Here is a 14761-nt window from a genome sequence, read left to right as displayed (position 1 = left end):
GGGCGTTAAGGCGGGCCGGTACGTTTCCTTACACGTGCCGGCCCGTTTTCGTACAGGCCCTAGAACATCGGCCGTGCCGCAGCCAAGGCCACCAGCACCAGGCCGATAATCAGGTTGCAGCCAACCAGTCGGCGGATCTTGCCTAGGGCTGTAGCGCCTGCCGGCCAGTCCTCGGCCACCACCGCGTTACGCAGCTCCGGCAACTGCAACGACTGGATGCGGATAAACAGTGCGGTCATCACCAGGTACAGGCCGATCATCACCTGCACATAACGCGGTGCGGTCTCGAAGCCGTTGAAGCGCAGTTGGATCAGGCCGACGCCGCTGATCGGCAAAACCGCCACCGCGACCCAGACCCAGACAAAAAAACGCTGAAACACTTCTACCCAGAGCTTCAGGCGCGTCGGGCCTTCAAGTGCCGCCCCAGCCGCCGGACGCAACACCATCCAGGCGAAAAACATGCCGCCGACCCAGACCAGGGCCGCCAGGACATGCAGGGTGTAAGCAAGGGCAAAGGCTGTCATTCGGGTACTCCGTTCTGCGCGGGATGAATTAGCGGGTTATGATAGCGGCCGATCCGAACCACTGAAAATTTATCCAGCGTTTTTCGCGCCCAAAGACCATGATCAGCAACGAACTCAAAACCACGATCCAGGGCGCTTACTCGCGTTTTCTCGAAGCCAAGAGCCTCAAGCCGCGTTACGGCCAGCGCCTGATGATCGCCGAAGTGGCCAAGGTCCTTGGCGACATCGATACCGATGAAGAAGGTCGGCGCAGTGGCGACCCGGCCGTAGTGGCCGTGGAAGCCGGCACCGGTACCGGGAAAACCGTGGCCTACAGCCTGGCCGCCATCCCCACCGCCAAGGCCGCCGGCAAGCGCCTGGTGATCGCCACCGCGACCGTCGCCCTGCAGGAGCAGATCGTCTACAAAGACCTGCCCGACCTGATGCGCAACAGCGGGCTGAATTTCACCTTCTCCCTGGCCAAGGGCCGCGGGCGCTATATGTGCCTGTCCAAGCTCGACATGCTGCTGCAGGAAGGCCACGCGCAAACCGCCACTGCCCAGCTGTTCGAGGAAGAAGGCTTCAAGATCGAAGTCGATGAAGCCAGCCAGAAGCTGTTCACCAGCATGATCGAGAAACTCGCCGGCAATAAATGGGACGGCGACCGCGACAGCTGGCCCACCGCCCTCGAAGATTCCGACTGGGCACGCCTGACCACCGACCACAGCCAGTGCACCAATCGCCATTGCCCGAACTTCGGCCAGTGCGCCTTCTACAAGGCCCGCGAAGGCATGGGCAAGGTCGACGTGATTGTCACCAACCACGACATGGTCCTGGCCGACCTGGCCCTGGGCGGCGGTGCCGTGCTGCCTGACCCGCGTGACACGCTGTATGTGTTCGACGAAGGCCACCACCTGCCGGACAAGGCCATCGGCCACTTCGCCCACTACACCCGCCTGCGTTCCACCGCCGATTGGCTGGAGCAGACTGCCAAGAACCTGACCAAGCTGTTGGCCCAGCATCCGCTGCCGGGCGACCTCGGCAAGCTGATCGAGCAGGTGCCGGAGCTGGCGCGGGAGATCAAGACCCAGCAGCAGTTCATGTTCACCGCGTGTGAACAACTGGCGGACTTCAAGACCGGCGAAGACATGGAGGGCCGCGAGCGGCCGCGCCATCGGTTTGTCGGCGGGGTCATTCCCGAGCACATGCGCGAGATGGGCATCGAGCTGAAGAAGGGCTTTTCACGCCTGACCGACCTGTTCACCCGCCTCACCGACCTGCTCAAGGAAGGCATGGATGGCGAGGTCAATATCGGCATCGCCAGCAACCAGGCCGAAGAATGGTACCCACTGTTCGGCAGCCTGTTGTCCCGGGCCCAGGGCAACTGGGAGCTGTGGACCGCCTTCACCACCGAAGACCCGGAAGACAACCCGCCCATGGCCCGTTGGCTGACCCTGGCTGAAAGTGGCTCGTTGTTCGATATCGAAGTCAACGCCAGCCCGATCCTGGCTGCGGAAATGCTCCGACGTAACCTGTGGAACGTGGCCTATGGCGCCTTGGTGACTTCGGCCACCCTGACGGCCCTCGGCACGTTCGATCGGTTCCGCATGCGCGCCGGCCTGCCGAAAAAAGCCGTGACCGCCGTGGTCCCCAGCCCCTTCCATCACGCCGATGCCGGTGTGCTGCGGGTCCCGGACCTCAAGGCCGACCCGCGGGACGCGCCGGCCCATACCGCGGCCATCATCCGCGACCTGCCGGAACTGGTGGAAGGCTCGCGCGGCACCCTGGTGCTGTTCTCCTCGCGCAAGCAGATGCAGGACGTGTTCGACGGCCTGGACCGCGACTGGCGCAAGCAAGTGTTCATTCAGGGCAACCTGTCGAAGCAGGAAACCCTGAACAAGCACAAGGCGCGGGTCGATGGTGGTGACTCCAGTGTCCTGTTCGGCCTGGCCAGTTTCGCCGAAGGCGTGGACTTGCCCGGGGCGTACTGCGAGCACGTGGTGATCGCCAAGATCCCGTTCTCGGTGCCGGATGATCCGGTCGAGGCTGCGTTGGCGGAGTGGATCGAGGCCCGGGGCGGCAATCCGTTCATGGAAATCTCCGTGCCCGATGCCTCGCTCAAGCTGGTCCAGGCCTGCGGTCGCCTGCTGCGTACCGAGCAGGACCGCGGCACCATCACCCTGTTGGACCGGCGCCTGGTCACCCAGCGCTACGGCAAGGCTATCCTCAATGCCTTGCCGCCGTTCCGGCGGGAAATTTCTTGAGCGCGGTCTGCAGATTGGCTTCCCGCGCTGTCTATTTCATGTCACCGATTCAACACAGGCCGTTTATCGGTCATTAGGGAGAACCTGGTTCATATGATTCGCCGTTCGTTGCCCGCCGTATTGGCTCTGATGTTCGCCGCGCCGCTGCTTGCCGCGCCTGCCGGACAGCAGACGCTGTTCAACTTTGTCCGGCCCGCGGCTGTGGTCCAGGTGACGACACAGGATGCCGGCCTGCCGCAATCCAATGCAGAGCAAACGGCCGAAGGTGAAGTGCTGCGGCGGGTCACCTTCAACCCGGCGGCGCAGCCGAGCCTGCGCTTGAGCCCGCAAAGTGGTGCCTGGGACTGGTCGCAATCGGGAATGATGAGCCTGCGCATCCAGAGCGCGATGAACTGGGCCCTGACCCTCTACGTGAAAATCCAGAGCAATGACGGCAAGACCCTGGTCAGCCGCATCGATCTGCCGGCCGGGCCGGCGCAAACCCTGTTGGTACCGCTGGTGGCCAGCTCGCCGTTGAGCCAGGGCATGAAGGCCGGGCCGCCGATGCCGACGACCGTGGACGGGCAGCGCATTCTGCTGGCCAGCAGCCAAGGCGAGCTGGATCGCAGTCAGGTGGTGTCGGTCACCCTGTCGATGGAACAACCCAAGGCCGCCCAGAGCATTCTGCTTGAGCGCTTCGGCGTGCAGGACGGTGAGGGCGTGGTCAAGGCGGTCTACGGTTCGCTAGTGGATGGCTACGGCCAGTCGACCCGCGCCCGCTGGCCGGAAAAAATCAGCAGCGACGATCAGTTGAAGACCGCGGCGAGCAAGGAACAGCAGCAGCTCAAGACCTGGCTGGCCGAGCGCGAACGCAGTGCCCTGGACAAGTTCGGCGGCTGGGACAAGGGCGCACCCTTCAAGGCCAGCGGTTTTTTCCGCACCGAGAAGCGTGACGGGCGCTGGTACCTGGTCACCCCCGAAGGCCATCCGTTTTATTCCCTGGGGGTCAATGCGGTCACTGCCGAGAACAGCCAGACCTATATAGCCGGCCGCGAATGGATGTTCCCGGCCCTGCCCAAGCCCGGTGAGCCTCTGGCCGGTTTTTACGGCGAGGGCGATAACCGTGGCGGCAACGGCGCCGACCAGGGCCGCGCTTATAACAGTGGCCGCTGGTACGACTTTTACGCGGCCAACTTGCAGCGCACCTACGGCGTGCCTTGTGCAGCCGGCAGCGAAACCCAGCCCGGGATAGCCGACGCGGCCAAGGCCGATGCCCGGCAGGCGCAACAGACAGCCGCGCCTGCCACTGCGACGACCGCGCCGTGCGCTCCTGAGGCCCTGGACACCAAGCGCTGGGTCAGTCACACCCAGGATCGCTTGCAGGCCTGGGGCTTCAACACCGTCGGCAACTGGAGCGCCTCGGCGCTTGAAGACAAAGCGCGGGTGCCTTACACCTTGCCGCTGTCGATCGTCGGCGACTACGCCAGCATCAGCACCGGCAGCGACTGGTGGGGCGGCATGCCCGACCCGTTCGACCCGCGTTTTGCCATGGCCACCGAGCGTGCGGTAGCCATCGCTGCCCGCGACCATCGGGATGACCCCTGGTTGATCGGCTACTTTGCCGACAACGAACTGGCCTGGGCCGGTCCCGGTGATGGCCCCAAAGCCCGCTACGCCCTGGCCTACGGCACCTTGCGCATGACCACCGACGTGCCGGCCAAACGGGCGTTTCTCAAGCAGTTGCGCGACAAATACCGTAACCAGGCCGGCCTGTCGAAGGCCTGGGGCATTGATCTGCCTGCCTGGGAGCTGATGGAAGACCCGGGTTTCGAGCCGCCGCTGCCGAACCCCGAGCACCCGGAAATCGAAGCCGACTTCAAATACTTCCAGAAAGTGTTTGCCGATACCTACTTCAAGACCATCTCCGATTCGCTGAAGTGGCATGCGCCGAACCACTTGCTGCTGGGCGGTCGTTTCGCCATCAGCACCCCGGAGGCCGTGACCTCCTGTGCCCAGTACTGCGACGTGTTGAGCTTCAACATGTACACCCTCAAGCCCCAGGACGGTTATGACTTCGCCCAACTGCGCAGCCTGGACAAGCCGGTACTGATCACCGAGTTCAACTTCGGCTCCCGTGACCGTGGCCCGTTCTGGGGTGGCGTGACCGAATTGGCCCGTGAAGAAGATCGCGCGCCGGCCTATGCCAATTTCCTCAAGCAGGCGATCAGCGAGCCGTCGATTGTCGGTGTGCACTGGTTCCAGTACCTCGACCAGCCGGTGACCGGTCGCCTGCTGGATGGCGAGAATGGCCACTTCGGCCTGGTGGGCATCACCGACCTGCCGTTCCAGGGGTTCGTCGACAGCGTGCGCAAGAGCAACCTGCTGACCGTCGATCAACTGGGCGCCGAGGTCGAAAAGGCCAAGGCTGAAGCCGACAAGGCTGCCGCTGCCGAAAGCCATGGTGGCGACGGTGGCAAAAAGGCTCATGACAGCAAGGACGGCGGCGCCGGCCGCGCAGGCGGGCATTCCGGCAACGGTCATTGATCACGAGGGGGCAGCTTGCAGGCTGCCCCTTTCGTCTCCGCTGGGGCATCGGGCAAAACGCCGCGGGCGTCTCAGGTTCGCGCGAATTTCATCACCGGCTGGCATCTGTTCCCAAAACCGCCTGGGGCTGAAACAATGCGTGCCACTTTGTAGAGCATGGGTTCGGGGGGAGTCACGGGTGCAGATTCAAGGTCATTACGAGCTTAAATTCGAGGCCGTGCGTGAAGCCTTCGCGGCCCTCTTTGAAGATTCCCAGGAGCGCGGCGCGGCGCTGTGCATTCAGGTCGGCGGTGAAACCGTGATCGACCTCTGGGCCGGTACTGCCGACAAAGACGGCGCCGAGGCCTGGCACAGCGACACCATTGCCAACCTGTTCTCCTGCACCAAGACCTTTACCGCAGTGACCGCGCTGCAACTGGTGGCCGAAGGCAAGCTCAAGCTGGACGCGCCGGTGGCGCAGTACTGGCCGGAATTCGCCGCCGCCGGCAAACAGGCCATCACCCTGCGTCAGTTGCTGTGCCATCAGGCCGGCCTGCCGGCGCTGCGCGAGATGCTCGCGCCAGAGGCGCTGTACGAATGGCAGACCATGGTCGACGCCCTGGCCGCGGAGCAACCCTGGTGGACGCCGGGTGAAGGCCATGGGTATGCCGCTATCACTTACGGCTGGCTGGTCGGCGAATTGCTGCGCCGAGCCGATGGCCGGGGGCCGGGGGAGTCGATCGTGGCTCGCGTGGCCAAGCCATTGGGCCTGGATTTTCACGTCGGCCTGGCGGATTCGGAGTTCTACCGGGTGGCGCATATTGCCCGGGGCAAGGGCAATGTCGGTGATGCCGCCGCCCAGCGCCTGCTGCAAGTGACCATGCGCGAGCCCACTGCCATGACCACCCGGGCGTTTACCAATCCGCCGTCTATCATGACCAGCACCAACAAACCTGAGTGGCGACGTATGCAGCAGCCGGCGGCCAATGGGCATGGCAATGCCCGCAGCCTGGCCGGTTTTTACAGTGGCCTGCTCGATGGCAGCCTGCTGGAAGCGGACATGCTCGACGAGTTGACCCGTGAGCACAGCATTGGCATGGACAAGACTCTGCTGACCCAGACCCGTTTCGGCCTGGGCTGCATGCTGGACCAACCGGATGTGCCAAATGCGACTTTTGGCCTGGGTGCCCGGGCCTTTGGTCATCCGGGGGCGGGCGGTTCCACCGGTTTTGCTGACCCGGAGCATGATGTGGCCTTCGGTTTTGTGACAAACACCTTGGGGCCTTATGTATTGATGGATCCGCGGGCGCAGAAGCTGGCGAGGGTTTTGTCGGATTGTCTGTAAAAAGGTTGCTGTTAAGAACTTTTTTGCTTAAACATGCTGGAATAGCTGCAAGGTGGAACCTTGTGGCTTTTATAATTTCCAAGCGTCTGTTTACGGGTCGCTCAGACCGTAATTATTTATCTCATTTTGTGGATATCCCATGTCGTCGAACAAGTCTTTAGCCCTGGCCATTTGCCTCACAGTTACCGGTTGTGCTCAAACGCCGCAAAATGACGCAGAAGGTGGCCATTGGTGGTCGTTCGGTTCCGATAAGGCGACCAACAACAGCGCCGCAGAGCCTGCACAAAAAGCCCCCGTGGCTGCAGCCCCGGCCCCGGCCCCGGCTCCAGCTCCGGCGGCAAAGCCTGCAGCAGCAGCCCCAGCCGGCAAGGCCACCGCCGCCGCCAAGCCTGCAGCCCCCGCCGGCAAGGCCACCGCCGCCGCCAAGCCTGCAGCCCCCGCCGTCAAAGCCGCCGCCGCGCCAGCCCCAACTGCCAAGCCCGCCGCGATTGCCGCTGTCGAGCCTGCACCGGCCGCCGCCGCTGCTCCAGCAGCCAAGAGCGAAAGCAGCAGCTGGTGGTGGCCGTTTTCCTCCAAGGACGACGCTGGCGACAAGCCGGTAGCCGAAGCCAAGAAAGCTGAACCAGCACCGGCACCTGCTCCAAGCGTTGCCAAGGCTGACACCGGCAAGAACTGGTGGTGGCCATTTGGCCCGAGCGAGCCAAAGCCGCTGAGCAAGGTCGATGTCACTGATATCCCGATGCCTGATCCGAAAATCACCCAAGCCTGGCTGGATGACTACGAGCCTCGCCTGCGTGAAGCGATCAAGGACAGCAAGCTGCAACTGGAACGCCGCGAAAACGTACTGGTGGTCACCGCTCTGGTCGACGGTTCGTTCAACCCGGACCGTCCAGCCATGCTGCTGCCGGTGACCCTGGGTCCATTCACCCGCGTCGCCAAGGCGGTTGAAGGCGACTCCAAGACTGCGGTCCTGGTGCTGGGTCACGCCGATACTGTTGGTGCGACTGCCCTGAACCAGAAAATCAGCCGTGACCGTGCGCAATCGGTAGCAGCGATCTTCAGCCTCAGCGGCCTGAAACAAGACCGTCTGATGCTGCGCGGCATGGGTTCGGTCATGCCACGTGCGGCCAATGACAGCCCGCAGGGCCGTGCCTTGAACCGCCGCGTGGAAATCATGCTGACCCAGCGCAGCACCATGCTCGGCCTGCTGAGCAAGTACAACCAGCCAACCCCTTCGGAAACTGAAATGGTAGCTGTGCAGGACGTGAAGCCAGCTGTGCCGGCCATTGCCTCGAAAAAAGCCGCACCTGCCAAAAAAGCTGCTCCTGCGAAAAAGGCCGCCACTCCTGCGAAGAAGCCAGCGACCAAGAAAGAACCAGCGAAGAAGGTGGCCCCGGCCAAGGCAGCCGCTCCGGCAAAAGCGCCGGCGACCACCGCACAGAACTGATTCTTTAGCGAAAGGAAGCTGCCATGACCCAGGCCCTGGCTGATATGCGCCGCGACTACACGCGTGATGGACTGACCGAAGCCCAGGCTCCGGCCGAGCCCTTCGCCTTGTTTCACCAGTGGTTCGCAGACGCGGTGAAAACCGAACAGCCACCGGTGGAGGCCAATGCCATGACGCTGGCGACCGTCGACTCCGATGGCCGCCCGCATTGCCGCATCCTGTTGCTCAAGGGTTTGGATGAGCAGGGTTTTACCTTCTTCACCAACTACCAGAGCGCCAAGGGTGAGCAGCTTGCGGCTCATCCCTTTGCGGCCATGACCTTCTTCTGGCCGACTCTCGAGCGTCAGGTGCGCATCGAGGGCCGGGTGGTCAAGGTCAGCCCGCAGGAGTCCGACGATTATTACCAGGTACGTCCGCTGGGCAGCCGCCTGGGGGCCTGGGCATCGCCCCAGAGTCGGGTGATCGATGGGCGCGGGGAGCTGGAGCAATTGCTCAAGGCGACCGAGGCGCGCTTCAGTGACAGTCAGCCCGATTGTCCGGAGCATTGGGGCGGTTACCGCCTGCTGCCCGAGCGTATCGAGTTCTGGCAAGGTCGCCCAAGCCGTCTGCACGATCGCCTGAACTATCGTGTACAGGGCGCTGACTGGGTGCGTGAACGCCTGGCACCTTAAGGTTTCAGGTCAGGCGCCGGGATAACCGGTCGCGGCGGCTGCCAGCCACTGCGGCAGGTCCCGGCGTTTTACTTTCTGCTGATGGGCATTAGCCAGTTGTTGCAGCATGAAGGCTTTTTTCTGCTCATCCGCACCGGCCAGGGAAAGCGCCAGGTCGCGGTCCATCCAGCGTTTGATCCGCACATACAACCACCAGTGGAAGTACAAGCCGGCGGCGGTGGTGGCAATGATGATGAAGTAATCCATGAGAAGTCCTGTACCTGGGGTGCGCGTAAATGTTGCCTGAGCTTTTTTGAGCGTTTTGGCAGTCTGCGTAGTCTGTACTGAGACTGAATGAAAGCAATTTTATCCGGGCGATGCCGTGACAGGTATCAAGCTGCGGAGTTTAATGACGATCTGTCCTTTGGAGTTGATCCTATGCGTAAGTCTGTTCTGCTAGTTGCTTCCTTCACCACGATGGCGATGTTGCTCGGTGGCTGTGCCTCGAACCTGACCGGTGACTCTTACTCCCGTGATGAAGCGCGTCGTGTGCAGACCGTTCGCATGGGCACCATTGAATCCCTGCGTCCGGTGAAAATCGAAGGCACCAAGACCCCAATCGGCGGCGCTGCTGGCGCCGTGATCGGTGGTGTCGGCGGCAGCGCCATCGGTGGCGGTCGCGGCAGCATCGTCACTGCGGTGATCGGCGCAGTCGCCGGTGGCCTGCTGGGCTCGGCCACCGAGGAAGGCCTGACCCGTACCCAGGGCGTGGAAATCACCGTACGTGAAGACGACGGCAGCATGCGTGCCTATGTGCAGCAGGTGCAGGAAAACGAAGTGTTCCGCGTCGGTGATCGCGTGCGCATCATGACGGTCGATGGCACCAGCCGCGTTACTCGTTGATCGCATCCTGCAAAAAAAAACCCCGGTCAGTTGCCTGACCGGGGTTTTTTGTTTTCAGCCTGGGCCAACCCTGGCTCAGGAGGGCAGGGCGTTGCTCTTGCGGCTGGCGGCGGCAGTCACCGCGTAGCCGATCAGGGCGGCGAAGAGCGAGCCGGTGAGGATGCCCATGCGGTCCATGCCGGCGTATTCACTGCTGCCCGGAACAAAGGCCAGGGAGCCGACGAACAGGCTCATGGTGAAGCCGATCCCGCACAGGATCGCCACGCCAAACACTTGCCCCCAGTTGGCGCCACTGGGCAGCGCGGCCAGGCCGCTCTTGACCGCCAGCCAGGTCAGGCCGAATACCCCGACGGTCTTGCCCAGCAGCAGGCCGACGGCGATGCCCATAGGCACGAAGTGGGTGAAGCTCTCGGCGGTGACCCCGGTCAGGGACAGCCCGGCATTGGCGAAGGCGAACAGCGGCAGGATGCCGTAGGCCACCCAAGGGTGCAGGGCGTGTTCCAGGTTGCGCAACGGCGACGGTTCGGCATTGCGAGTGCGCAGTGGGATGCACAGGGCCAAGGTCACGCCGGCCAGGGTGGCATGCACGCCGCTCTTGAGAACGCAGACCCAGAGGATCAGGCCAATGATCATATAGGGCCCGAGCTTGACCACCCCCAGCCGGTTCATGGCCACCAGCGCCGCCACACAGGCTGCCGCCAGCATCAGCGACAGAGTCGACAGCGCCCCGGAGTAGAACACCGCGATGATAATGATCGCGCCCAGGTCGTCGATGATCGCCAGGGTCATCAGGAACAGCTTCAGCGATACCGGGACTCGCTTGCCGAGCAGGGCCAGGACCCCGAGGGCGAAGGCAATGTCGGTGGCAGTCGGGATCGCCCAGCCGTTCAGCGCCGGCGGGTTGTCCTTGTTGAGGAACCAGTAGATCAGCGCCGGCACCAGCATGCCGCCGATTGCCGCGGCGCCCGGGAGCACGATCTGCGACGGCTTGGACAGATGGCCTTCGAGGACTTCGCGCTTGACCTCAAGCCCGATCAGCAGAAAAAACAGCGCCATCAGGCCATCGTTGATCCACAGCAGCAGGGGTTTGGCGATTTTCAGGGCGCCGATCTGGGCCACCACGGGGGTGTCCAGCAAGCCGTTGTACAGCCAGGACAGCGGTGAATTATTGATGATCAGAGCCAGAACTGCGGCGGCAATCAATAACAGACCGCTGGCAGCTTCCAACTGAAAGAAACGAGTGAAAGTACTACGCAGAGGCAAGGTCGCTCTCCATAAAAACGCTAAAGGTGGCACACCCTAACCCGTACCGTTAGTTGTTAAAACAAAAGTTATATTCTTTTTTGTTATAAGCATGAGGAAAGCGCGCTGCTGAAAATACGGCCTGTCAGTTGTGTATCCAATTGCTTCATAGCTGTACCTGTGAGGCACGCGGGATTTTTCCTACCATGGCGCCCAATAGCCCCTTGAACATAGTCCATCGCCGCCGTCGTGCAGCCTGTTTCAAGGGGGCCGGGTTCCCACTCCGGGCCACTATCCTCCTCTTGCGCCGCCGTGGCGTTCGATCCAGCGAGAACCGACCATGAGCGACAACCGACAATGGGCCCGCGAGGCCATTCGCATTATCGAAGCCGACTTCCAGCGCAGCGCCGATACCCACCTCATCCCCCTGCCGTTGCCTGGCCTGCCCGGGATCGAACTGTATTTCAAGGATGAGTCCAGCCACCCCACCGGCAGCCTCAAGCATCGCCTGGCGCGCTCGCTGTTCCTTTATGCGCTGTGTAATGGCTGGCTCAAGCCTGGCGCGCCGGTGATCGAGGCCTCCAGCGGCTCGACGGCGATTTCCGAAGCTTACTTCGCACGCCTGCTGGGCTTGCCGTTCATTGCGGTGATGCCGGCCAGCACCTCCCAGGAGAAGATCGCGCAGATCGCCTTTTACGGCGGCAAGAGCCATCTGGTGCAGGACCCGACGCAGATCTACGCCGAGTCCGAGCGTCTGGCCCGGGAAAGCGGCGGGCACTTCATGGACCAGTTCACCTACGCCGAGCGGGCCACCGACTGGCGCGCCAACAACAACATCGCCGAGTCGATCTTCCAGCAACTGCGCTGCGAACGTTACCCGGAGCCAAGCTGGCTGATCTCCAGCCCCGGCACCGGCGGCACTACCGCGACCCTGGGGCGTTATGTGCGTTATCGCCAGCATTGCACCCGGGTCCTGTGCGCCGATGCCGAGCGTTCGGTGTTTTTCGATTACTACCAGAGCGGCGATGCCAGCTTGCGCCTGGAGTGCGGTTCGCGGATCGAAGGCATCGGTCGGCCACGGGTCGAGGCTTCGTTCCTGCCCAAGGTGATCGATGCAATGGTCAAGGTGCCGGATGCGCTGTCGCTCGCGGCCATGCATTACCTGGCCCAGCGCCTGGGGCGGCGGGTAGGGGGCTCCAGCGGCACCAACCTGATTGGCGCCCTGATCGCCGCGCAGCAGATGAAGGAGGCGGGAGAGTCGGGTTCGATCGTGGCGATTCTGTGCGACGGCGGCGAGCGCTATGCAACCACCTATTACGATCAGCCGTGGCTGGCCGCCCAGGGGTATGAGTTGAGTGGTTTGATCGACGCGGTAGCCGCCAGCGTGGAGCAGGGCGTTGCGCTACCGGCCAGCGTATTGCGCGCCGGCATCTGATCGACCCGGCGCCACGGTCCTGGGTCAGGACCGTGGCGAGGGCAATGCAGGCTTGTGACTTAAGCTTCGAGCCCAAGCATGTTGCGTGCTACGGCTTCGGCGATGCGAATCCCGTCGACGCCCGCCGAGAGGATGCCGCCGGCGTAACCGGCGCCTTCCCCGGCCGGGTACAGGCCTTTGACGTTCAGGCTTTGCATGGCTTCGTTGCGGGTGATACGCAGCGGCGATGAGGTGCGGGTCTCGATCCCGGTCAACACCGCGTCGTGCAGCGAGTAACCCTTGATCTGGCGGTCGAAGGCCGGCAGCGCTTCACGAATGGCTTCGATGGCAAAGTCCGGCAGGGCCAGGGCCAGGTCGCCCAGGGCCACACCCGGCTTGTAGGAGGGCTCGACGCTGCCCAGGGCGGTGGAAGGTTTGCCGGCGATGAAGTCGCCCACCAGCTGCGCCGGTGCTTCGTAGTTGTTGCCGCCGAGTTCGAAGGCCAGGGATTCCAGGCGCTCCTGCAATTCGATGCCGGCCAGCGGGCCACCCGGGTAGTCCACTTCCGGGGTGATGCCGACCACGATCCCGGAGTTGGCGTTGCGCTCGTTGCGCGAGTACTGGCTCATGCCGTTGGTCACGACCCGGTTCGGCTCGGAGGTTGCGGCAACCACGGTGCCGCCGGGGCACATGCAGAAGCTGTAGACCGTGCGGCCGTTCTTGGCATGGTGCACCAGCTTGTAATCGGCGGCGCCGAGTTTCGGGTGCCCGGCGTATTTGCCCAGGCGTGCGCTGTCGATCAGCGACTGCGGGTGTTCGATCCGGAAGCCTACCGAGAACGGCTTGGCTTCCATGAACACGCCACGGCCGTGGAGCATGCGGAAGGTGTCGCGGGCACTGTGGCCCAGGGCCAGGATCACGTGCTCGGAGTGCAGCTGTTCGCCGCTGTTGAGCTCGACACCGGTCAATTGCCCGTCTTCGATCAGTACGTCGGTCACCCGTTGCCCGAAGCGCACTTCACCACCCAGGGCGATGATCTGCTGGCGGATGTTCTCCACCACGCCGGTCAGGCGGAAGGTGCCGATGTGCGGCTTGCTGACGTAGAGGATCTCTTCCGGCGCGCCGGCCTTGACGAACTCGTGCAGGACCTTGCGGCCCTGGTGTTTCGGATCCTTGATCTGGCTGTAGAGCTTGCCGTCGGAGAAGGTCCCGGCGCCGCCTTCACCGAACTGCACGTTGGACTCGGGGTTGAGCACGCTTTTGCGCCACAGGCCCCAGGTGTCCTTGGTGCGCTCGCGCACTTCCTTGCCACGTTCGAGGATGATCGGCTTGAAGCCCATCTGCGCCAGCAGCAGGCCGGCGAAGATGCCGCACGGGCCGAACCCGACCACGATCGGGCGCTGGCTCAAATCGGCCGGGGCCTGGCCCACCACCTTGTAGCTGACATCCGGCGCCAGGTTGACGTTACGGTCATCGGCGAACTTGCCCAGCACCTTGGCCTCGTCGCGCACCTGGGCGTCGATGGTGTAGATGAAGCAGAGTTCGGAAGACTTCTTGCGCGCATCGTAGCTGCGCTTGAACAGGGTGAAGTCGAGCAGGTCATCGCTGGCGACGCCCAGGCGCTGCGCGATGGCAGGCCGCAGGTCTTCTTCAGGATGGTCGATCGGCAACTTGAGTTCAGTGATTCGTAACATGACGGGATCCGATTCGCGGGACGCACAAATGCGTCAGGGCGGTTTTACAAACCGGCGATTATAAGCCGCAAAGCCCGGATCCCGTGAGGTTAAAACGGTCGCCCGTCGAATCAGTCGTTGCGCGAACCGCCGAAATAGGCGCAACCGCGCTGCACTTCACCGTTGATCCGCAGCTCGGCCGTCAGGTGCTGGACGCTGCCGGTCTGGCTGTCGACGCAACGCTGGGGCGCAACCCAGAGCTCGACGTGCTGGTTGTTGGCTTCGCTGGTGAGGTTGAAGCGGCCGTCACCCAATTGCTCTTCCAGGTAGGGCAGCGCCAGGGCCGGCTGGCCGGCGCGTTCGAGCATCATGCCCTTGGCGCTGACGTCCAGGTTCCAGGCCGGGGTCTTGCCACTGGCACGCAGGATCAGGCGCTGGAAGTTGGGGTCGTTGCAGGCGTTGCCCGAGCGTTCGACGCGGTATAGCTGGCGCAGCTCCACCTGGCCATCACCGCTGGCCTTGTTCGAGGAGAAGCTGCCGCGCAGATCGGCGAACAGCTTGCCCTGTTGGTCGGCCAGGGTCGCGGCTTCCTGCAGCACGCTGGTGCCGCCGCTGTCCTTGACCACATAGCGGCGCTGTTCATTGCACGGTTTGAACAGCAGTTGCCCGTCGGCGGCGGTGAGTTCGCCTTGCATCCGGGTCAGGCCCGCCATGGACGGGGCCTGGGGTTGGCCATTGAGCATCGGCAGCATCTGGCAGCCGGAAAACAGAGGGAGCAGGGCGATACAAAGCAGTGAACGGGCGGCGCGCATTATCGG

12 protein-coding genes are annotated in these 14761 nt (G+C 63.2%); 7 read left to right on the top strand and 5 right to left on the bottom strand.

The genetic code is table 11. The features are described 5' to 3' along the window. Positions 1–59: 59 nt before the first annotated feature. Positions 60–524 carry a CopD family protein gene (locus tag ACOZJV_RS14430; RefSeq protein ID WP_421547914.1) on the bottom strand — a complete coding sequence of 155 codons (465 nt, stop codon included), beginning with the start codon at positions 522–524 and terminating at the stop codon, positions 60–62. A 98-nt stretch (positions 525–622) separates the two neighbouring features. Here ACOZJV_RS14430 and dinG point away from each other — a divergent pair, with 98 nt between their 5' ends. The 5 genes from dinG to pdxH all read left to right on the top strand — a co-directional run bounded on the left by dinG (position 623) and on the right by pdxH (position 8732). Then, complete coding sequence (dinG, locus tag ACOZJV_RS14425) at positions 623–2767, top strand: ATP-dependent DNA helicase DinG (RefSeq protein ID WP_078470151.1); 2145 nt, start codon at positions 623–625, stop codon at positions 2765–2767. A gap of 93 nt (positions 2768–2860) precedes the next feature. Continuing rightward, complete coding sequence (locus tag ACOZJV_RS14420; protein WP_421547913.1) at positions 2861–5290, top strand: beta-agarase; 2430 nt, start codon at positions 2861–2863, stop codon at positions 5288–5290. A gap of 178 nt (positions 5291–5468) precedes the next feature. Beyond that, positions 5469–6614, top strand: coding sequence for a serine hydrolase (locus ACOZJV_RS14415; RefSeq protein WP_201129738.1), 1146 nt, complete (start codon positions 5469–5471; stop codon positions 6612–6614). 139 nt (positions 6615–6753) lie between these two features. Continuing rightward, positions 6754–8061: an OmpA family protein gene (locus ACOZJV_RS14410; protein ID WP_421547912.1), complete on the top strand. Its 1308-nt coding sequence runs from the start codon at positions 6754–6756 to the stop codon at positions 8059–8061. 23 nt (positions 8062–8084) lie between these two features. Further along, positions 8085–8732, top strand: a complete 648-nt coding sequence (gene pdxH / locus ACOZJV_RS14405) for a pyridoxamine 5'-phosphate oxidase (RefSeq protein WP_078470155.1) — start codon at positions 8085–8087, stop codon at positions 8730–8732. 9 nt (positions 8733–8741) lie between these two features. On the opposite strand, the gene ACOZJV_RS14400 is transcribed toward pdxH, so the two are convergent. Continuing rightward, positions 8742–8978: a hypothetical protein gene (locus ACOZJV_RS14400; RefSeq protein WP_201129742.1), complete on the bottom strand. Its 237-nt coding sequence runs from the start codon at positions 8976–8978 to the stop codon at positions 8742–8744. 171 nt (positions 8979–9149) lie between these two features. Between ACOZJV_RS14400 and ACOZJV_RS14395 the strand changes: the two genes are divergently transcribed. Beyond that, entirely contained in the window at positions 9150–9614 is a 465-nt protein-coding gene (locus ACOZJV_RS14395) for a glycine zipper 2TM domain-containing protein (RefSeq protein ID WP_078470157.1), read from the top strand. 75 nt (positions 9615–9689) lie between these two features. Here the strand turns inward: ACOZJV_RS14395 and nhaA are convergent, their stop codons facing one another. Beyond that, positions 9690–10877 (bottom strand): Na+/H+ antiporter NhaA, encoded by a 1188-nt coding sequence (gene nhaA / locus ACOZJV_RS14390; protein WP_078470158.1) that lies wholly within the window; start codon positions 10875–10877, stop codon positions 9690–9692. A 319-nt stretch (positions 10878–11196) separates the two neighbouring features. On the opposite strand from nhaA, the gene ACOZJV_RS14385 reads away from it, so the two are divergent. Further along, on the top strand, positions 11197–12291 hold the full coding sequence (locus tag ACOZJV_RS14385) for a PLP-dependent cysteine synthase family protein (RefSeq protein ID WP_421547911.1): 1095 nt from the start codon (positions 11197–11199) through the stop codon (positions 12289–12291). 59 nt (positions 12292–12350) lie between these two features. On the opposite strand, the gene ACOZJV_RS14380 is transcribed toward ACOZJV_RS14385, so the two are convergent. Together ACOZJV_RS14380 and ACOZJV_RS14375 are read right to left on the bottom strand one after the other, a co-directional pair. After that, positions 12351–13964, bottom strand: coding sequence for an NAD(P)/FAD-dependent oxidoreductase (locus ACOZJV_RS14380; RefSeq protein ID WP_078470160.1), 1614 nt, complete (start codon positions 13962–13964; stop codon positions 12351–12353). 110 nt (positions 13965–14074) lie between these two features. Then, positions 14075–14755: a COG3650 family protein gene (locus ACOZJV_RS14375; RefSeq protein WP_421547910.1), complete on the bottom strand. Its 681-nt coding sequence runs from the start codon at positions 14753–14755 to the stop codon at positions 14075–14077. Positions 14756–14761 lie beyond the last annotated feature (6 nt).

The sequence above is a fragment of the Pseudomonas sp. QD4 genome (assembly GCF_049199125.1).
Classification (GTDB): domain Bacteria; phylum Pseudomonadota; class Gammaproteobacteria; order Pseudomonadales; family Pseudomonadaceae; genus Aquipseudomonas.
The sequence above is the reverse complement of the archived record's forward strand: the minus strand, read 5'-3'. Positions and strand labels throughout refer to the sequence as shown.